This is a genomic window from Amycolatopsis sp. NPDC114504 (assembly GCF_055633595.1).
On record NZ_JBVKDU010000001.1, the window covers coordinates 26,391 to 43,986 of the forward strand.

At 73.3% G+C, this 17,596-nt stretch carries 23 protein-coding genes; 4 read left to right on the plus strand and 19 right to left on the minus strand.

The window, feature by feature from the left end; genetic code table 11:
• Positions 1-121: 121 nt before the first annotated feature.
• Complete coding sequence (locus ACZ7PG_RS00155) at positions 122-1,645, plus strand: hypothetical protein (RefSeq protein WP_470236870.1); 1,524 nt, start codon at positions 122-124, stop codon at positions 1,643-1,645.
• On the opposite strand, the gene ACZ7PG_RS00160 is transcribed toward ACZ7PG_RS00155, so the two are convergent.
• Genes ACZ7PG_RS00160 through ACZ7PG_RS00170 form a run of 3 tightly spaced genes read right to left on the minus strand, consistent with a single transcriptional unit; the run spans position 1,642 to position 3,318 of the window.
• Positions 1,642-2,073, minus strand: coding sequence for a Rieske (2Fe-2S) protein (locus tag ACZ7PG_RS00160; RefSeq protein ID WP_470236871.1), 432 nt, complete (start codon positions 2,071-2,073; stop codon positions 1,642-1,644). The genes ACZ7PG_RS00155 and ACZ7PG_RS00160 overlap by 4 nt on opposite strands.
• Positions 2,074-2,086: 13 nt before the next feature.
• Positions 2,087-2,632 (minus strand): DUF6529 family protein, encoded by a 546-nt coding sequence (locus ACZ7PG_RS00165; protein ID WP_470236872.1) that lies wholly within the window; start codon positions 2,630-2,632, stop codon positions 2,087-2,089.
• Positions 2,632-3,318: a hypothetical protein gene (locus ACZ7PG_RS00170; protein WP_470236873.1), complete on the minus strand. Its 687-nt coding sequence runs from the start codon at positions 3,316-3,318 to the stop codon at positions 2,632-2,634. The genes ACZ7PG_RS00165 and ACZ7PG_RS00170 overlap by 1 nt, the downstream gene beginning before the upstream one ends.
• A 134-nt stretch (positions 3,319-3,452) precedes the next feature.
• Here ACZ7PG_RS00170 and ACZ7PG_RS00175 point away from each other — a divergent pair, with 134 nt between their 5' ends.
• Both ACZ7PG_RS00175 and ACZ7PG_RS00180 read left to right on the plus strand, forming a co-directional pair.
• Entirely contained in the window at positions 3,453-4,481 is a 1,029-nt protein-coding gene (locus tag ACZ7PG_RS00175) for an alpha/beta hydrolase (RefSeq protein WP_470236874.1), read from the plus strand.
• Between the two features lie 66 nt (positions 4,482-4,547).
• Positions 4,548-5,402 (plus strand): alpha/beta fold hydrolase, encoded by an 855-nt coding sequence (locus ACZ7PG_RS00180; RefSeq protein WP_470236875.1) that lies wholly within the window; start codon positions 4,548-4,550, stop codon positions 5,400-5,402.
• Here ACZ7PG_RS00180 and ACZ7PG_RS00185 read toward each other — a convergent pair.
• The 10 genes from ACZ7PG_RS00185 to ACZ7PG_RS00230 all read right to left on the minus strand — a co-directional run bounded on the left by ACZ7PG_RS00185 (position 5,360) and on the right by ACZ7PG_RS00230 (position 11,979).
• Entirely contained in the window at positions 5,360-5,701 is a 342-nt protein-coding gene (locus ACZ7PG_RS00185; RefSeq protein WP_470236876.1) for a DoxX family protein, read from the minus strand. The two genes, ACZ7PG_RS00180 and ACZ7PG_RS00185, sit on opposite strands and share 43 nt — an antisense overlap.
• A gap of 94 nt (positions 5,702-5,795) precedes the next feature.
• Positions 5,796-6,260, minus strand: coding sequence for a GNAT family N-acetyltransferase (locus tag ACZ7PG_RS00190; RefSeq protein ID WP_470236877.1), 465 nt, complete (start codon positions 6,258-6,260; stop codon positions 5,796-5,798).
• On the minus strand, positions 6,257-7,240 hold the full coding sequence (ligD, locus tag ACZ7PG_RS00195) for a non-homologous end-joining DNA ligase (RefSeq protein ID WP_470236878.1): 984 nt from the start codon (positions 7,238-7,240) through the stop codon (positions 6,257-6,259). The genes ACZ7PG_RS00190 and ligD (ACZ7PG_RS00195) overlap by 4 nt, the downstream gene beginning before the upstream one ends.
• 32 nt (positions 7,241-7,272) lie before the next feature.
• A complete protein-coding gene (locus tag ACZ7PG_RS00200) occupies positions 7,273-7,692 on the minus strand; it encodes a DUF6292 family protein (protein ID WP_470236879.1) in 420 nt (139 codons plus the stop codon).
• Between the two features lie 57 nt (positions 7,693-7,749).
• A complete protein-coding gene (locus tag ACZ7PG_RS00205; protein ID WP_470236880.1) occupies positions 7,750-8,154 on the minus strand; it encodes an STAS domain-containing protein in 405 nt (134 codons plus the stop codon).
• Positions 8,155-8,392: 238 nt separating this feature from the next.
• Positions 8,393-9,313 carry a non-homologous end-joining DNA ligase gene (gene ligD / locus ACZ7PG_RS00210; RefSeq protein ID WP_470236881.1) on the minus strand — a complete coding sequence of 307 codons (921 nt, stop codon included), beginning with the start codon at positions 9,311-9,313 and terminating at the stop codon, positions 8,393-8,395.
• A 43-nt stretch (positions 9,314-9,356) separates the two neighbouring features.
• A complete protein-coding gene (locus ACZ7PG_RS00215; protein ID WP_470236882.1) occupies positions 9,357-9,773 on the minus strand; it encodes a VOC family protein in 417 nt (138 codons plus the stop codon).
• Positions 9,774-9,830: 57 nt separating this feature from the next.
• Positions 9,831-10,190 (minus strand): helix-turn-helix domain-containing protein, encoded by a 360-nt coding sequence (locus tag ACZ7PG_RS00220; RefSeq protein WP_470238970.1) that lies wholly within the window; start codon positions 10,188-10,190, stop codon positions 9,831-9,833.
• A 56-nt stretch (positions 10,191-10,246) separates the two neighbouring features.
• Complete coding sequence (locus ACZ7PG_RS00225) at positions 10,247-11,308, minus strand: hypothetical protein (protein ID WP_470236883.1); 1,062 nt, start codon at positions 11,306-11,308, stop codon at positions 10,247-10,249.
• A 53-nt stretch (positions 11,309-11,361) separates the two neighbouring features.
• Positions 11,362-11,979, minus strand: coding sequence for a TetR/AcrR family transcriptional regulator (locus tag ACZ7PG_RS00230; protein WP_470236884.1), 618 nt, complete (start codon positions 11,977-11,979; stop codon positions 11,362-11,364).
• Positions 11,980-12,101: 122 nt separating this feature from the next.
• On the opposite strand from ACZ7PG_RS00230, the gene ACZ7PG_RS00235 reads away from it, so the two are divergent.
• Positions 12,102-12,830 (plus strand): SDR family NAD(P)-dependent oxidoreductase, encoded by a 729-nt coding sequence (locus ACZ7PG_RS00235; RefSeq protein ID WP_470236885.1) that lies wholly within the window; start codon positions 12,102-12,104, stop codon positions 12,828-12,830.
• Here the strand turns inward: ACZ7PG_RS00235 and ACZ7PG_RS00240 are convergent.
• From ACZ7PG_RS00240 to ACZ7PG_RS00265, 6 genes are read right to left on the minus strand one after another with little or no spacing between them, the layout of a single operon-like run.
• A complete protein-coding gene (locus ACZ7PG_RS00240; RefSeq protein ID WP_470236886.1) occupies positions 12,827-13,837 on the minus strand; it encodes an MBL fold metallo-hydrolase in 1,011 nt (336 codons plus the stop codon). The two genes, ACZ7PG_RS00235 and ACZ7PG_RS00240, sit on opposite strands and share 4 nt — an antisense overlap.
• Complete coding sequence (locus ACZ7PG_RS00245) at positions 13,834-15,300, minus strand: class I adenylate-forming enzyme family protein (RefSeq protein WP_470236887.1); 1,467 nt, start codon at positions 15,298-15,300, stop codon at positions 13,834-13,836. The genes ACZ7PG_RS00240 and ACZ7PG_RS00245 overlap by 4 nt, the downstream gene beginning before the upstream one ends.
• Positions 15,297-15,617 (minus strand): EthD family reductase, encoded by a 321-nt coding sequence (locus ACZ7PG_RS00250; protein ID WP_470236888.1) that lies wholly within the window; start codon positions 15,615-15,617, stop codon positions 15,297-15,299. The genes ACZ7PG_RS00245 and ACZ7PG_RS00250 overlap by 4 nt, the downstream gene beginning before the upstream one ends.
• Positions 15,610-15,987 carry a nuclear transport factor 2 family protein gene (locus tag ACZ7PG_RS00255; protein ID WP_470236889.1) on the minus strand — a complete coding sequence of 126 codons (378 nt, stop codon included), beginning with the start codon at positions 15,985-15,987 and terminating at the stop codon, positions 15,610-15,612. Before ACZ7PG_RS00255 ends, ACZ7PG_RS00250 begins: the two co-directional genes overlap by 8 nt.
• A complete protein-coding gene (locus ACZ7PG_RS00260; RefSeq protein ID WP_470236890.1) occupies positions 15,980-17,242 on the minus strand; it encodes an FAD-binding protein in 1,263 nt (420 codons plus the stop codon). Before ACZ7PG_RS00260 ends, ACZ7PG_RS00255 begins: the two co-directional genes overlap by 8 nt.
• Positions 17,239-17,595 (minus strand): nuclear transport factor 2-like protein, encoded by a 357-nt coding sequence (locus ACZ7PG_RS00265; RefSeq protein WP_470236891.1) that lies wholly within the window; start codon positions 17,593-17,595, stop codon positions 17,239-17,241. The genes ACZ7PG_RS00260 and ACZ7PG_RS00265 overlap by 4 nt, the downstream gene beginning before the upstream one ends.
• Position 17,596 lies beyond the last annotated feature (1 nt).

A 17,596-nucleotide genomic window follows, 5' to 3' on the forward strand; every position in this document is an offset into this window, starting at 1 on the left:
AAGGGACGATCCGCGGCGACCGATTACCCGGGTGGACGCCCGCCGTCACGGTTGGGCCACGACGGCTAACGACCACGAAGGATCCGGTGACTAGGGAGAGTAAGTGTCCTGGGAGGCTCCGATGGCCCCGAACGACCGGCCCGTCCGGCTCGCCCTGACGGCTGCCGTGCTCGTCCTGCTGCTGGGCGGTGCCGGAGTCCTGGTGCGGCAAGGGCTCACGACCGGTCCGGAGGGGACGGTCGCCGCCGCCGGGATCGAGGTCGACGCGCCCGCCGGGACGCGCGTTTCGGTGCGGCCCGCGCCGGAACCGGCGGTCACGGCGTCCTTCACCCGCCGGTTCGGCGGTGGGGCCGACCTCGCTTTCGACGGCGTCCGGGCGCCGCGGGTGCGGATCCCCGTGCCCAGCGCGCCGCCGGCCGGGTTCGCGCCGGTCGTCATCACCGCGACCCGGCTCGTCCCGGCGGCCTACGACGCCACGACCCGCAGCATCGTGGCGGAGCTGACCCAGCCGGGCGCGTTCTGGGGCGGGCTGTTCGACTTCACCGCGCTCGGCCGCGACGTCGTCCCGGCTCCGGCGCCGCGACCGGCCTGCGCCGGGCGGGCGGCCAGCTCCGACGGCATGACCGTCGGACTCGGCGGGCCCGACCCGGCGACGCTCATCTCCACCTGCGTCACCGCCGCCGACGGCCGCGCGGGCGTCACGCTGACGTCGAACGCGCGCGTTCCCTACCGGCTCGTCCCGCCGCCGGGCTGGCCCGAGCCCACCGCCCGGACCGTCGCGGCGGCGACGTCGTCCGTGCAGCTGTTCGGCCGGCCACGCCAGCGCGACCTGCTGTGGCCCGGCTCCGGCGTCACCTACGACGTCCCCTTCGGCCTGCTGCCGGGGACGTTCAAGGGCCAGGCCGACCCCGGCCCCGGTCTCGGCACGACGCTGGCGCTGGCCGCGCACCGCCTGGCCGCGCTGTTCGGAATGCCCGGCGCCCCCGAGCCGCCGCCGGGCGTGCTGACCTGCGCCGCGGACGCCGGCGCCGCGCACCAGACCGCGGACCGGCCATTCGCCGAAGCGGCGGTGGCCGCGTGGACCGCGCTCGCACCGTGCCACCCGGACGGCGGCGACGTCGTGCGCCGGTTCCTCACCGCCGGGATCGGGCCGGTGACGAGCGGGCTGGCGCCGGCGAACCCCGCCTTCGACGTCGCGCTCACCACGAGCCGCGCACAGCGGTTCACCCAGACCGTCGACTACCGGCCGCGGACCGGCGCCACGACGAGCCGCGCGACCGGCACCTGCGACGCGGTGTCGGCGGTGTCCGGCCGCCACGACGCCTACCGCTGCACGAGCGGCACGACCACGTACGACCCGTGTTTCGCCACGACGGGGACGCGGGTGGTCTGCCCGACCTCGGCGACGAAGGCGGTGTTGCTGACCTACACCGGCGCCCTGCCGACGCCGCCGCAGCCCGGCGGAACGGCCGAGCCGTTCCTCCTCACCCTGGAGGGCGGCCGGCAGTGCACGGCCGTCGCGGACGACTCGCCCTCGGGCGCCCGGTTCACCTGCGCCGACGGCACCGACCTCGCCGGCGAGCCGGACACGTCGGGTCCACTGTGGATCATCGACGGGCAGACCGTCGCGAAGGCCTACGCCTAGGCCAGCGTGATCTTTCCGTTCGCGACGGTGACCGACTTCTTCTCCAGCGCCTGGGAGGCCGGGCCGTTCGCGACCGAGCCGTCGGCGATCTTGAACTTGCTGCCGTGGCACGGGCAGTTGATCGTGCCGTCCGCCACGGCGTCGACCGTGCAGCCCTGGTGCGTGCAGACCGCCGAGAAGGCCGCGAACGTCCCCGCCGCGGGCTGCGTCACCACGACCTGCTTGTCCGCGAACACCTTGCCGCCGCCGACCGGGACGTCGCCGGTCGCGCCCAGCACTGTGCCGCCCGGGGCCGCGGGCTGCTGCGGCGCCGCCGACGGCGAGCCCGTCGTGCCGCCGTAGGTGCTGCACCCCGCCACCAGCCCGGCGCCCACCGCCGCGAGCGCCGTCCGGCGGGCGATCGCCGGATCCAGTTCGTCGTTGCGCACGATCGTCCCCCGCCTAGAATTTCAAGCCGGATTGGGTGAAGAACCACAGCGACGCGCTCAGCCACAGCCCGACGAGGCCGGTGAACACGAGGCCGCCGAAGAGCGGGAGCGACCAGCCGGGCGCGCCGTCTTTCCGCAGCAGCAGCATCTTCGCGACGAACGCGCCGTAGAAGAAGCAGCCCAGCAGCGAGTGCAGGAGCACGCGGGTGTCGAACGACTGGAACCCGAGCGCGTACAGACAGTGCAGCGCCACCGGGATCGACACGAGGAACGCCAGCCGCCCCGACCAGCGGTGCACCGGCGCGACCCACGCCGGTACCGTCCGGCCGAGCTTGCCGTACATCGCCAGCGCCGAGAGCAGCTGGACGACGGCCAGCACGACGACGACCGTCGCGAGCCACGCCTTCACCGACATCGGGCTCGAGAACCCGGCGACGTTCACCGCGACGCCGGTCGGCGTGTGCAGGCTGCCGTAGACGCCGAGCACCACCGAGACGACGGCGCCGACCGCGAGCGGCACGAGGAGCGCGGCCCCGGCGCGATTGCCCGCCGTGGTCATCAGAAGTCACCGTTCCCGGCCAGGCCGCTGATCGGCTCGGCCGTCACCGGCGCGCCGTCGACGGTCGCCGTGGCCCCGGTGCCGAAGTTGAGCGCGGGAGCCGACGCCGAGTCCTCGCCCGTGGTGAGGACGCCGACCTGGCTGCCGTCGGGCTGCACGATCCAGCCGACCTTGGCCTGCTGGCCCTTCACCTTCGGCGCCGCGCGGTAGAGCCCGGCGGGTTTCTTCGCCGGAGGTGCGCTGAACTGGTAGGTCTTGCCGGCCGCCGTCACGGTCCCGGTGACCGAAGCGGCGTCGAAGCTGCCCGTGAGGCTGGCGTTCTTCGCCCCTTTGAGGTCCAGCTTCCCGCCGACCGTCACGCCCTGCAGCCAGGCTTCGACCTTCTTGCCGTCGCAGAGGTAGGCGATCGCGTGGCCGTCGCGCACCGACACCGCGACGGACGCGCCGCCGCCGGTGACGCGCCCCGCGTAGTCCGCCCGTGCGGGCGCGTCCGCCTTGGGCGCCTCGGCTTTCGGCGCCGCGGACGTCGGGGGTGGCGAGGACGGCGACGCACTCGCCACGCTCGCCGCGTTCGCGGCCCCGGCGACCGGTGCGACGCCGGTCCCCGTCGCCGCCGTGACGGCCCCGATCCCGCCGGCGAGCACCACGCCCGCGAGCAATGTGAACAACGGCCCCGGATGTCTCATGGTCTTCCCCGCATTCCCCTAACCCACCACCGTGCCCATAACACGATTGTCGGGGCGAAACGGCTCAACGCTACCCGGGGAAAAGAGGTATCGCTTAGCCCTTGCAACCGGTTGAACCGTGGTTGACTGGCGGCATGCTGCCCTGGGACGGCGACCTCGCCGGCCGGCTCGACCGGCACACCGTCGAATCCACGCTGCTGCGGGACAACCCGCTCGGCGACCCGCACGAGCGACCCCTGTGGGTGTACGTCCCACCGGGCTACGACGACGGCACCGAGCGGTACCCGGTCGTGTACGTGATCCAGGGCTACACCGGGCACCTGTCGATGTGGGCCAACCGGACGCCGTTCCGGCAGCCGTTCGTGGAGACGGCGGACGCGGTGTTCGCCGCCGGCGCGCCGGGCTGCGTCGTGGTGTACGTCGACGCGTGGACCGCGTACGGCGGCTCGCAGTTCGTCGACTCGCCGGGAACGGGCCGCTACCACTCGTACCTGTGCGACGAGATCGTGCCGTGGGTCGACGCGCACTACCGGACGATCCCGGACCGCGAGTCCCGCGCGATCGCGGGCAAGTCGTCGGGCGGGTTCGGCGCGATGATCACGCCGATGCTGCGCCCGGACCTGTTCGGCGCACTGGCGACCCACGCGGGCGATTCGCTGTACGAGCTGTGCTACGTCCCGGACTTCGGCAAGGCGGTCCGCGCCCTGCGCGGCTACGACCAGGACATCCAGGCGTGGTGGGCGGACTTCCGCGCCCGCCCGGCGTTCTCGAGCGCGGTCGACGCGACGCTGCTGCAGCTGCTCGGGGTGTCGGCGTGTTTCTCGGCCCGCCCGGACGGAACACCGGAGCTGCCGTTCGACCCGGCGACGGGCGTGCTGCGCCCGGAGGTGTGGCAGCGCTGGCTGGACTGGGACCCGGTCCGGATGGTGCCTGCCCGCACCGACGCGGTCAGCTCGTGGCGAGCGGTCTGGATCGACGCGGGCACGAGCGACGAGTACTTCCTCGACGTCGGCGCGGAGGCGTTCCGGGCGGAGGTCCTCAAGGCGGGGCTGCCGGCGGACCGGATCCACTTCGAGCTGTTCGAGGCAGGCCACGCCGCGATCGACTACCGGTACCCGTTGTCGCTGGCCTGGCTGGCCGAGCGGCTGGCCCGCCAGTCGTGAGTGGGAAACAGTGTTCTAACCCTGTTTCCCACTCACGACCGCGGAAGCCTGGCTAGGCTCGGGCCCATGGTCACCGAGACGGATCTCGCCCTGCCGGACGGGCGCAGCCTGCACGTGTACGACACCGGCGGCCCCGCGCGGCTCACCGTTTTCTGGCACCACGGCTCGCCCAACCTCGGGGCGCCGCCCGGGCCCCTGCTTCCGCTCGCCGAACAGCTCGGGGTCCGGTGGGTTTCCTACGACCGGCCCGGCTACGGCTCCTCCACGCCCCTCCCGGATCGGACCACCGCGAACGCCGCCGAGTGCGTCACCGCGGTCGCCGACGCCCTCGGGCTCGACACCTTCGCCGTCATGGGGCACTCCGGTGGTGGCCCGCACGCGCTCGCCACCGCGGCGCTGCTGCCCGGCCGTGTCGTCGCCGTCGCCGGGCTCGCCTCGGTCGCGCCGTTCGGGGCCGACGGCTGGTTCGACGGCATGGCCGCCGCCACCGCCGACTCGCTGCGCGCCGCCGTGGAAGGCCGTGCTGCCAAGGAAAAGTACGAAGCCACCGCCGAGTTCGATCCCGACGTCTTCACCGAGGCCGACTTCGCCGCGCTCAACGGGTCGTGGTCGTGGCTCAACGACGTCGTCCGGCCCGCGCTCGGGGCCGTCGGCCTGATCGACGACGACCTCTCCGCCGTCAAGCCCTGGGGCTGCGACCTCGCCGCGATCACCGCGCCGGTCCGGCTGGTGCACGGCACCGACGACCGGATGATCCCCGCGACCCACAGCGAGTGGCTCGCGAAGCGGATCCCCGGCGCCGAGCTCCGGCTCACCCCCGGCGACGGCCACATCTCCGTGCTGGACCACGCGGCCGACGCGCTCACCTGGCTCGCCGGTCAGGACAGCAAGGCCAGCGACGCGACCACCGGTGCCATGTAGAGCACCGGGAACGCGAGGTGCCCGTACGACCGGGCGCGCGCCACGGTCACGACGGCGCCGAGGAAGTACAGCACCAGCCCGATCGCCGCGGCGACGCCGATCGGCGGCACGAACAGGCCGACGACCAGGCCCAGCGCGCCGGCCGCCTTCGCGGCGCCCAGCCACGGCCACCACGCCTCCGGCACGCCGTAGGAGGTGATCGGCTCGACGACCCACTTCGCCCGCGTGAAGACCGAAACGGCCGAGAAGGCGACGAAGGCGGCGGCGAAGAGGGTGACGATCAGGTAGGCGGTGGACATCGGGACTCCTCCGGGGTTCGCGGGCCCCGGGGCTCCGGGTCCGTCACCCCCACGACTCCGCCCACCGGACCGATGTGACCGGCCGTGACCGCGATCACAGTCCGAGCCGCACCACGATCTCGCCGTCGTCGATCTCCCCGGTCGGGACGAACCCGAACTTCCGGTAGAACGCGCCCGGACCGTCGTCGTGCGGCTGGTGGCTCGTGAGCAGCTCGGTCGCGCCGTCCGCCCGCACCAGCGAGACGATCTCCTCCAGCACCGCGCGGCCGATCCCGCGGCCCTGGTACCGCCCGTCGACGAGCAGCCGCCACAGGTAGTACGGCCCGAGGATGCCCGGGCGCCCGGGCGGGACGTCCCAGCTGAGCATCACGAAGCCGACCGGCTCGTCGCCGAGGTACACGGCCCGGTACCAGGGCTCGGCTTCGGGCGTCGTCGCGGCGTCCTCCAGGGACTTCGCCACCGACGCGACGAACCGCTCCTGACCCGGGTGCACGCGCAGGGCGCGCACCGCGTCGCGGTTCTCGCCGGTGATCTCGACCAGGCGCACGGACGCAGTCATGACGGCTCCGGCACCCGCACCTCGCCGGGCGTCCGGTCCGGGCGCAGGCCGCGCCAGGACGTGTGGCGCAGCCGCAGATCCGGCGTGACGCGGCGGTGGACGACCTCGCCGACCAGGTCCGGCTCGACCCAGTGCGCGCCGCGGGCGCGGTCGCGCGGAACCTCCGTCGCGAACGGCGACTCCGCCCGCGCCAGCCGAGCGAGGACAGCCGTCAGGTGGTCGAGCGCGTCGTCGGTGAACCCGGTGCCGACGTCGCCGATGTAAACCAGCGAGCCGTCGTCGTCGTACCCGCCGAGCAGCAGCGCGCCGAGCGTGCCCGCGCGGCGGCCGGCGCCGGTCCGCCAGCCGCCGACGACCACTTCGCGCGTCTGGGTCAGCGCGCGCTTCGTCCACAACGGCGACCGGGCACCGGCCAGGTACGGCGCGTCCAGCCGCTTCGCGACGACGCCCTCGATGCCGTGCTGGGCCGCGGTCGCCAGCAGCTGGTCCGGCGCGATGTCGGCCCGGGTGTACCAGGGCGGCACGACGAGCCGGCCGTCCGCGGGCCGGACCAGCTCGGCGAGCAGCTCGCGGCGCTGCTCGTACGGCCGGTCCAGCAGTGACTCCGAGCCGATCCGCAGCAGGTCGAAGGCGAAGTAGACGACCGGGACCTCGGCCCGCAGCTTCGCCGTCGGCTCGTGCATGGCGCGGCGCTGCATCAGCTCGAACTCCGGGCGGCCGGCCGTGTTCAGCGCGACGACCTCGCCGTCGAGCACCGCCGCGTGCCCGCCGAGCGCGGGGGCGAAGACGTCCTGCAGCTCCGGGTAGCGGTGGGTGTGGTCGCTGCCGCTGCGGCTGGTGATCCGGGCCTCGCCGGTGTCCGCGACCCGGGCGCAGCCGCGGAAGCCGTCCCACTTCCACTCGTAGCCGTGGCGGTCGTCGTCCGGGAGGGACCCGTCGACGGCCAGCATCGGCGCCACCGCGTCCGGCACCATCCCCATCGCTCCAGTGTGGAGGATCGGCCCCGGCCGCGTCACCCCGCCGGCAGCAACGGCAGGAGCTCCTGGTGGCTCCCGGCGCGGCGCAGCACGGGCGAACCCGGCCGGTCCGGCTCCAGGTCGCCGGCCCGCAACGCGGCCAGGAACCGCACGATCGCGCGCGTCGGCGGCAGGATGTCGGCCCCGCCGAGGTAGGCCAGCACGATCATCTCCTCCCCGCACGCCGCCTCGACCGCGGCGGCCCAGCCGTGCACCTCGTCCCACAGCAGCGCCACGTCGCGGTCGGGGAACCGGCGCAGCCGCCAGTCCACCGCGACGTAGGCCGACACCGGGACGTCCACGTCCACGGTGCAGGACTCGAGGCCGAAGCCGAGCGCCTCGGCCACCTCGCCGAGGTACGCGCGCAGGCCGCGCTGGAACCAGAACTCGAGATCGGTGTCGATCAGGCCGGACACCCGTTTCCTTTCTTCCCGGAACCCGGCCGCGCGCCCTGCGCGGCCGGTCGAAGCGGATCAGCCGAGCGCCGCCAGCGCGTCGGCCCGATCCCGGTAGCAGGAGAAGCCGGCACCGCCGGTCCCCTGCAGCAGCCGCCACACCGCCGATGTGCGCACCACCCACGCGACCGGGACGGCCGCGTCGTCGGCGCGCTTCTGCACGCGGTGCAAGGCGCGAAGCCCGACCCCGGAGCAGAACGTCACCTCACCGAGGTCGACGACGACCGGGCCGCCGGTCTTCAGCGCGGTTTCCGCGCATTCGACAAGAATGGCGACGGTCGCGAGATCAATGTCGCCCACCACCGCGACGAGCGTGCTCCGATGACCGGGGAACGTCGTCGTGACCGAGAACGGCTCGCACAACGCACCCGCCGAAGAACGGCCGAAGGCCCGCGAAAGCCGCGGCGGTTTCTGCATCCTCATGACCGGCTCCGACGGCTCAAGACGGTGGTTTACGCGTAGACCGTACCCAGTTCGTCCAGCTTGCCGCACAACGCAAGCACGCTCGACCGGCGGGTCATGCACCGACACGGCCGTCTGCACGTGCAACAGTCCACACGGGATGATCGAAAACGCCTGGTCGATCCCTTGTTCCGCAATTTCTGCGGTCATCACCTCCGGAACCGCCGCGGTTTCCCCGCGCAATTGCGAATTCCGAAATTCAGCCGAACGCGGGAATCGGGACGCGCGTCCGGCCCAGTCCGGCGAAGAGGTCACCGAGATCATCGACGCGCTCGAGAACTTCGCCGGCGGTGAACCGCAGGTGCGCGACGTGCCGGCAGGCGCGCACCTCGTCCCACGTGACCGGGGTCGACACGGTCGGCTCGTCGCGCCCGCGCAGCGAGTACGGCGCCACCGTCGTCTTGAACGGGTTGTTCTGGCTCCAGTCGATGAAGACCTTGCCCGGCCGCAGCGTCTTCGTCATCCGCGCGACCACGAGGTCCGGCGTCTCGGCGGCGAGCCGCTCGGCGAGGGCCTTCGCGTACTGCGACGTCTCGCCGCCGTCGGTCGTCACGACGCCCGCGTAGAGCTGCATGCCCTTGGAGCCGCTGGTCTTCGCCACCGGGGTGAGCCCGTCGGCGGTGAGCACGTCGTGCAGCCGCTCGGCGACGCGGCAGCAGTCCACGATGGTCGCGCCGGGCCCGGGGTCGAGGTCGAACACCAGCCGGTCCGGCGTGCTCCGCTCGTCGTCGGCGTCGACGGTCCACTGGTGGACGTGCAGCTCGAGCGCGGCGAGGTTGGCCGCCCAGACCAGCTCGGGCAGGTCGTTGATCAGCGGGTAGGCGATGACCTCGGGGTCCTTGCCGCGCCCGCCGACGGTGAGCCGGGCGGTGCGGACCCAGTCGGGCGCGTGGCGCGAGACGTCCTTCTCGAAGAACGAGCCGCCGTCGACGCCGTCCGGGAACCGCACGAAGGTCATGGCCCGGTCGCGGATGTGCGGCAGCAGCAGCGGCGCGATGCGCGAGTAGTAGTCGAGCACCTCGCCCTTGGTGAAGCCGTGACGGGGGTAGAGCACTTTTTCGAGGTTCGAGAGCGTCAGCTGCCGCTCGCCGACCCGCACCGTGATCCGGCTCCCCGCCACGGCGTCACGCTATCACCCGCGGTGCTGGTACGGACGTATCACGTCACGCGCCGGACAGGGGCTGGGTGAACCGGATCGCGTTGCCGAACGGGTCGCGAAGGCCGCAGTCGATCCCGTACGGACGCTCGGTGGGCTCGTCGGTGAACTCGACGTCCTTCGCCAGCAGCGTCTCGTAGGTCTTGCGGCAGTCGTCGGTGGTGAAGAACAGCGTCCCGCCCATCGCCCCCTTGGTCAGCAGGTCCCGGACCTGGTCCGCCGTCGACTCGTCCATCCTCGGCGGGCCGGGCTTCTCGAGCAGGATCTCCCGGTCGGGGTGGCCGGCGACGTTGATCGTCAGCCAGCGCATGAACCCGAGGTCGGCGTCGGTGTTGACCTCCAGGCCGAGCTTGCCGACGTAGAAGTCGAGCGCCTCGTCCTGGTCGAGTACGAAGATCTGGGAAATGGTCAGTGCGGTGAACATGCGGCCGACGGTAGCGCCCGCACCCGCGGCGGCGCTTATCCGAAACGACCGCGCCGGTCAGTCCCTCGGCCGCAGCCAAGCCATGGCGAAACAGGTCGGGACGTCGGCGACCGGCCCGCGCCGCCGGTAGGCCGACGGTGACTCGCCGACGATGTCGCGGAACGTCCGGCTGAAGGTCCCGAGGCTCGTGAAGCCCACTTCGAGGCAGATCTCGGTGACGCTCCGGTCGCCCGAGCGCAGCAGGAACATGGCCCGCTCGACGCGCCGGCGCTGCAGGTAGCGGTGCGGTGTCTCGCCGAACGTGGCCCGGAAGGTCCGCGTGAAGTGCGTCGGCGAGACGTGCGCGACCTTGGCCACGGCGGACACGTCCAGCGGCTTGGCGTAGTCCCGGTCCATGGTGTCGCGGGCCCGCAGCATCCGGCGGTTGGACTCCTCCACGGCGCGACGCACCCGTCGATCACACCACACCGGACTCAGAGCAGGCGGAAGCCGCCGGCGCAGGGGTAGCCCGGCACGCCCGCCTTCGCCTGCTTGCCCGGCAGCGGGTGGCCCAGCAGCCACAGCTGCCCGGTCGTCGCCACGTTCGCGGCCAGCGAGACGTCGCCGACGAGCCGGAACCGCGTCTGGCGGCCGTCCGGGAGCAGCGCCCAGCCGGTCAGCCGGGCCACCCCGCGGGTGCGCGGCTCGAACGGCGCGTCGAGCGCGACCCGCAGCTCCACCCAGGTCTCCTCGGTGATCGGCCGGCGGACCCGCAGGACGCCGACGACCACGAGCAGGCCCATCAGCGCGAACACCGCGCTGCCGCCGGCGATGCCCCCGAACGCGGCCGGGCCCAGGAAACCGCCGGGGTCGAACCGCACGGTCGCCACGACGATGAAGCCGGCCGCGCCGAGCGCCAGGAACACCACCCCGGAGACGACCGTCCGCCGGACCCGGTACGCGCGGTGCGCGGCGAGCACCGGGTCGAGCCGCGGCGGCGTCGGACGGCGTGAGACCGGCTCGGCCGGTGTCGCCCCCGGCGTCGGCGTGTCCTCGATCCGCCCGGCCCGCACCCACATCGCGCCCGGCGGGCGGACGAACACCCGCCGGCCGGCGCCGAGCACCCACAACCGGCGCTCGCCGGCCAGCTGCACCCGCGGCCCGTCGGCGAGCCGGGTCCGCAGCCACCGGCCGTCCGGCAGCCGCACGGACACCCGCGATCCCTTGACGAGCAGGCCGTCCGGGGCGATGTCCAGCCGGCGGTAAGGCTCCGGGAAGAGCCGCCGGAGCCGCGCGTACAGGCTCAGGACGTAGCTCCACAACGCCGATGTGCCGCCGAAGACGGCGAAGTAGAAGTAGGGCAGCGCGCTCCCGTCCCGCACGCTCAGCGCGATCAGGACGCCGTAGGCGAGCATCACCCCGCTGAGCACCATCCGCAGGACGACCGCCGAGGTCAGCTTCCGGACATACCCGGCGAACAGCGGCTCGGCCCCCGACGGCAGGTTCGGCACGGGTTCGTGGACGCGGACTCGGTCCACGCCGGAAGCGATGTCCATGGTTCGTCGTCCCCAGTCGGTGCGTGTGCTCGGCTGCGGCAGCGTACCGGGCCTCAGCCGCACCCGACGATCCGCAAGGCGAGGTCGCCGTAGTGGTAGGCGAGCCGGTCGACGGAGAACTCGCCGCCGTCATGGAACCAGCTCGACACGCCCATGCCCATGTCCAAGATCGAGTACGACGCGAGCCGCGCGGATCCCGGCGCGAAGACGCCGTCGGCCGTGCCGCGTTCGATGAGCTCGCGGAAGCCGCGCTCGTAGGTGCCGCGGCGGCGCAGGACGCGGTCGCGGTCCGGTTGCTCCAGGCTGCCGATCTCGCGGTTGCCGACGAAGGCTTCCAGCTGGTGCCGCGCGTGGTAACGGACGTGCGCTTCGGCCGCCCGGCGCAGCTGGTCGCGGACGTCGGCGGCGCTGCCGACCGCTTCGGCGTGCCGGGCGATCAGGGCGTCCATCGTGCCCAGCATGATCTCCGCGAGCAGGACCTGCTTGCCGGACACGTGCTTGTACAGGCTCGGCCCGCGGATGCCGACCGCGGCGCCGATGTCGGCCATCGTGGTGGTCCGGTAGCCCTGGGTGGCGAACAGCCGCAAGGCCGCCAGCCGGATCGCGGCGGCCCGGTCGCCGGGCAGTGCCGCCGGCGGGCCGGCCGGCTGATGAGGTCGCTCCACCTTCATGACCGTCAGGCTAACGCAAATTAGCCACACTGTCTTGACAGTGCTTCGAAGGCGAGTTCTTATGGCTAACAGTCATTAGCCACGGAGGTCCTGGGCCTCGACCTGCTCACCTGGGAGGACTCATGCGACTGTCCGGAAAGGTCGCGCTGGTCACCGGCGCGACCGGCGGCATCGGCGAAGCGATCACCCGGCGGCTGGCGGCGGAAGGCGCTCGCGTCGTCGTCACCGACATCGACGCGCGGCGGTGCGAAGCGCTGGCCGCCGAGCTGCCCGACGCGATCGGCGTCGCGCTCGACGTCACGTCCGCGGCCGCCTGGGAGCAGGTCGTCGCCGGGCTGGACGGGCTTTCGGTGCTGGTGAACAACGCGGGCATCGGCGAGCCGGGCACCGTGGAGACCGAGACCGAGGAGACCTGGGACAAGGTCATCGCGGTCAGCCAGCGCGGGGTGTGGCTCGGGATGAAGCACGCCGGGGCGGCGATCGAGCGCGCCGGCGGTGGTTCGATCGTGAACATCGCGTCGATCTTCGGCACGGTCGGCGGGTTCGGCACGCACTTCTCCTACCACGCGGCGAAGGGCGCGGTCCGGCTGATGACCAAGAACGCCGCCCTGCACTGGGGCGCGCGCGGCGTCCGGGTCAACTCGGTGCACCCCGGCTTCATCGAGACCCCGTTGTCGCGCGAGCTGTGGCACGGAACGAAGCGCCACGCGGCGATGGTCGACGGAACCCCGCTGGGCCGCCTCGGCCGCACCGACGAGGTCGCGGGCGCGGTGGCGTTCCTGGCCTCCGAGGACGCGAGCTTCGTGACGGGCTCGGAGCTCTACGTGGACGGCGGCTGGACCGCGCGCTAGCGGGCGAGGCGGTACCGGGCCACACCGTCCACATCGGACGCTGTGGCCCGGCCGCGGGCGACCAGGACGTCGAGGTGGGCGACCGTCTCGTTGACCGCCAGCATCCGGTTGAAGTCGTTCAGGTCGTCGAACGCGATCGACCGGCTGGTCCACGGCAGCAGCCGCGCCACCGCGTGGCCCTCGCGCGCGCCCGAGTCCAGCGCGTACTCCGTCTGCGCCAGGCGCTTGTCGTGGTGGTCCAGCAGTTCCTCGACGCGCGTGTGGGTGCTGGCCGCGACCGGGCCGTGCGCGGGGAACAGGCGGGTGTCCGGGAACGTCGTCATCAGCTCGAGCGAGTCGAGGTAGTCGCCGAGCGGCAGGCCCGGCTCGCCCAGCTCGAAGCCGATCGACGGCGTGATGTGGGGCAGGACGTGGTCGCCGGAGAACAGCGCCCCGCGGGCCCGGTCGAGGTACACCACGTGCCCGCGGGTGTGCCCGGGGGTGGCCACGACCTGCAGGCCGTCCGCCAGGAAACCGGGCTCCAGCCAGTGGTCGGGCGGCTCCCAGCCGGCCGGGTCGAACTCGCCGTAGCCCGACGCCATCCGGTCGGCCAGGTCGGCCGCGCCGCCGCGGCGCAGGACGTCCAGCGACGTCACCGGGACGTCGGTGCGCAGCCGCGCGAGCAGCTCCAGCCCCGGCCGCTCCCCCGCGCCGAGGTGCACCCGCGCGCCCACGCGGCGGCGCAGGTCGATCGCCTGCGTGTAGTGGTCGCGGTGGATGTGCGTGACGAACACGTCGGTGATCTCGCCGAGCCGCCGGCCCAGCTCCCGCAGCGCCTCTTCCAGCACGGCCAGGGACTCCGGGATCGCCCAGCCCGCGTCGATCAGCACCAGGCCGCCGTCCGTCTCGAGGACGTAGACGTTGATCGCGCGCAGGCCGTCGTTGGGCAGCGGCAGCGGGACGCGGTGCACGCCGGGCGCGACGGTTTCGGGCCCGGCGGTCGCCCACTTCCCGCGGTCGAGACTCACGTGGCGGCTCCGGTGTGCAGGCCGTCGGCGAGCTCGCGCGCGGTCACGCGGTCGAGCTTGCCGACCTTGGTCTGGGGCAGGTCGGCCACGACGTAGACGAACTCCGGCCACTTCGTCTTGGACAGCCCCGCGGCGCCGAGGTGGGCCGTGATCTCCGCGAGCTCCACCGCGCCGCCGTCACGCGGCACGACGAGCAGGGCGACCCGCTCCCCCAGCACGTCGTCGCGGACCGGCACCACGCAGGACTGGGCGAGGCGCTCGTACCCGGCGACCGCCCGCTCGATCTCGACGATGTCGATGTTGCGGCCACCGCGGATGACGACGTCCTTCTCCCGGCCCATGATCGTGATCAGGCCGTCCACAGAAGACACCACGAGGTCACCGGTCGGGAAGAACCCGTCGGTGGTCAGCTCCGGCGGCGCGACCCGGCCGTCGCGCGCGTAGCCGAGGAACAGCGACGGCCCGCGGACCTGCGCCCGGCCCGTCTCGCCCGGCCCGAGCACGACGCCCTCGGGCGAGACGGCGCGGACCTCCGTGCCGGGGAACGGCCTGCCGTCGTGGCCCAACCGGATCTCCTCCGGTTCACCGGGCAGCGGGGACGTGTGGCCGAGACACTCGGACATGCCGAACACCCGCAGGATCTTCGTCCCCAGGGTCTGTTCGGCCCGGGCGAGCGCGGCGCGGTCCATCGGGCCGCCGCCGACGGTGAACGACCGGACGCCCCGAAGCGCGCCGGGTTCCGCCGCGGCGGCCAGCTGCAGCACCATCGTCGGCACGCACATCGTCCACCGGACCCCGGTCGCCGCGAGCCGCGCGACCACCGCGGCGGGCTCCCACTTCGCGGTCAGGACGAGCGGGCCGCCCAGCACCAGCGAGGCGTAGACGCCGAAGCAGAACGCGGCGGTCGACGAGAGCGGGACGATGGCCGCGACGGCCTCCCCCGGCCGCAGCCCGTTGATCTCGATCGTCCGTGCGCACGCGTAGCGCAGGGCGCTTTCGGACTGGACGACGCCTTTCGCCCGCCCGGTCGAGCCCGAGGTGAGGCCGACGAACACGCCGCCGCCCCACCGCGCCGGATCCCGACGGTCCACTGTGGACGAAGCGACCCACCCGTCCAGCGCCGGCCGCGACGCCGGAACGTCCCATTCGGCCACCGCGGACGGCTCGGCCACGACCACGTCCGGCCGGATGTCCTCGACCGCCGCGGCGAACTCGGCTCGTGTCGTGTGCCGGTTGACGACGGCGAGCACCCCGCCGGTCAGGCCGGTCGCCAGCGCGGCGACGAGCGTGCGCCACGTGTTGTCCGCCTGGACCAGCGCGGTGCTCCCGTGCCCGAGCACCTCGGCGAAGGCCTCCGCGCGGGCGAGCAGCTCGCGCGCGGAGTGCTCGCCCTCGTCGTCGACGACCGCGACGAAGTCGGCCTGCTCGGCGCGTTTCCTGAAGTCCTGGACCGCTTCCCTCATCCGGCGAACATCTCCCGCTCGGTGCCCATGACCGCGATCCGGCGGCCGCGCATGTCACCGACCTGGGCGACCGCCTCGGCCCACTCGGGGCTGGTGAGCGCTTTCCGGAGGTCGTCCTCGGTGTCGAAGCCGAGGATCGACACGCCGTCCCAGCCGTCGGACCGCGGCTCGAGCGGGGCCTCGACTTCGGTGTGCCGCCAGGACCGGAGACCGGGCAGGCGGTAGGTGAGCTCGGCGTGGTCGGTCCGCCACCAGGTGATGAACCGCTCGTGGGTCCAGTCCGGCGGCTTGGCGGCCAGCAGCACCAGGTTAAACATCGGCACCTCCCGCGAACCGGACGCCGGGCGAGCGGCCGATGAGCAAGCGCTCCAACCGCCCGGACGCCCCCACCTGGCCGGCGGCCACGAAGTTGGCGACGACCTCGCCGGCCCGGCGGACCTCGCCGAGGTAGAACTCGTCACGGCCGGTGCCGCCGGTGGCCAGCGGGTGGTGGGTGAGCGTGTTCTTCTCGCGCTGGGCGAGGTAGCCCTCCATCGCTTCGCGGCCGCCGGCGAAGTCGGTCGCGCCGGTGTCGGTCGAGAAGAGGATGGAGAAGGTGAAGCCGTCGTCGATCAGGTCCAGGATCCGCGCCGGGGTGTCGCTGTCCATGATCTCGAACCACTTCGTCAGGAATGGTGCCTCAGACACGTTCGACCTCCTTGACGGCGTGCGCGGCGGCGAGCCGCCCGGCCCGGCGGCCGGACACCACGGCCAGGCACAGACCGCCGCCGTAACCTTCGTTATACACATCGGACAGGTCGGCGCCGGCCGGGTAGAGGCCCTCGATCGGCTGACCTTCGCCGTCCACGGCGGTGCCGGTCGCGTCGGCTTCGACGCCACCGAACGTGAACGTGATCGCCGGGACGACCTCGGCGAGGTACACCCGTCCGTCGCCCAGGCGGGCGCGGGCGTCGGCGTCGAGATCGGGCGGTCCTCCGGGCAGCGCCGCGAAGTCGTCCGCGACGCCGGCGCTGCCGCCGCGGTCGCGGGTGAACGCCCAGCGGTCGAGGTGCGGGCTGCCGGGGACGAACGGTGCCTCGGCGGCGCGCTGGACGGCTTCGGACCAGAGGAGCAGGCCGCGGCCGCCGTGGGCGGCCAGTGCCATGGCGTTGTTGTGGTCACCGCGGGTCTCGTCGGCGAACCGGCGCCCGGCCGGGTCGAGCAGGATCCCGGCTTCGCTGTGGTAGAGCGCGAACGCGATGTAGTCGACCGGGCTGAGCGGCTCGGCGCCGGTCGCGAACAGGTGCCCGTAGAACCCGGTGTTGGCGGTGTTGACCGACGCGCCGAGCGCGGTGGCGAGGGCCGCGCCGGTGCCACGCGACCAGGGGTTGCCGCGCAGGGGCGGGACGAACCCGCCGCCGACGAGCCCGGCCCGGACGGCCGGGTCGGCCTGCCGCCCCCCGGTCGCGAAGACCACCGACCTGGTCGTGATCCGGCGTGGACCTTCCGCGGTCGTCACGCCGAGTGAGTAGCCATCGCCGTCGCGGGTGACTTCGTCGGTGACGGCGTCGACGGCGATCCGGCCGCCGGCCGCGGTGAGGGCGCGGGCGAGGTGGGCGAGCACCAGCGGCAGGTCGAACTTGTGCCCGCGTCCGGCCAGTGCCCGCTCTTCGCCGGTCAGCGGCGGGGCGAAGCCCGACAGCCACGCGATGGCGTCGTGGTAGCCGTCGACGACCAGCCGGCCGTGCCGCTGGTGGCGGCCCGGGTCCTCGCGCCGCAGCGCGGCCTCGTCCTCGATGGCCCAGACGTAGCCGCCGGAGATCGCGGCCGAGCCGCCGATCATCGGCGCGCGTTCGAGGACCAGCGTGCGGGCGCCCGCCGTGGCGGCGGTGACCCCGGCGGACAGCCCGGCGAGCCCGGCACCGAGGACGACAGTGTCGAAGACGTCGAAGGTCTCGGTCATGCTTCCGGCCAGTCGATCAGGGCGAACGAGGTGCTGAAGAACGACTGGTACCGCGCGATCAGCCCGTGCGGGGACACGACGGCCGCGGAGTGGAACGCGCCGACGGCCGTCCCGGCTTCGGTGACGACGCCGTAGACCATCTCGGTGTCGCCGTCGGCGCAGTACCGCAGCACCTCGTGGACGCGGTCGACGGCGTTGCGTCCGCCGATGTAGGCCGCGAAGTCCGCTTTGGACTCCCCGCTCACCTCCCGCGCGGGCAGGGCGATCAGGAACCGCAGGTCGGGTTCCATCAGGTCGAGGGCTTTCCCGGGGTCCTGGCCGTCCATCGCGGACAGGTACTCTCGCAGCGCCACG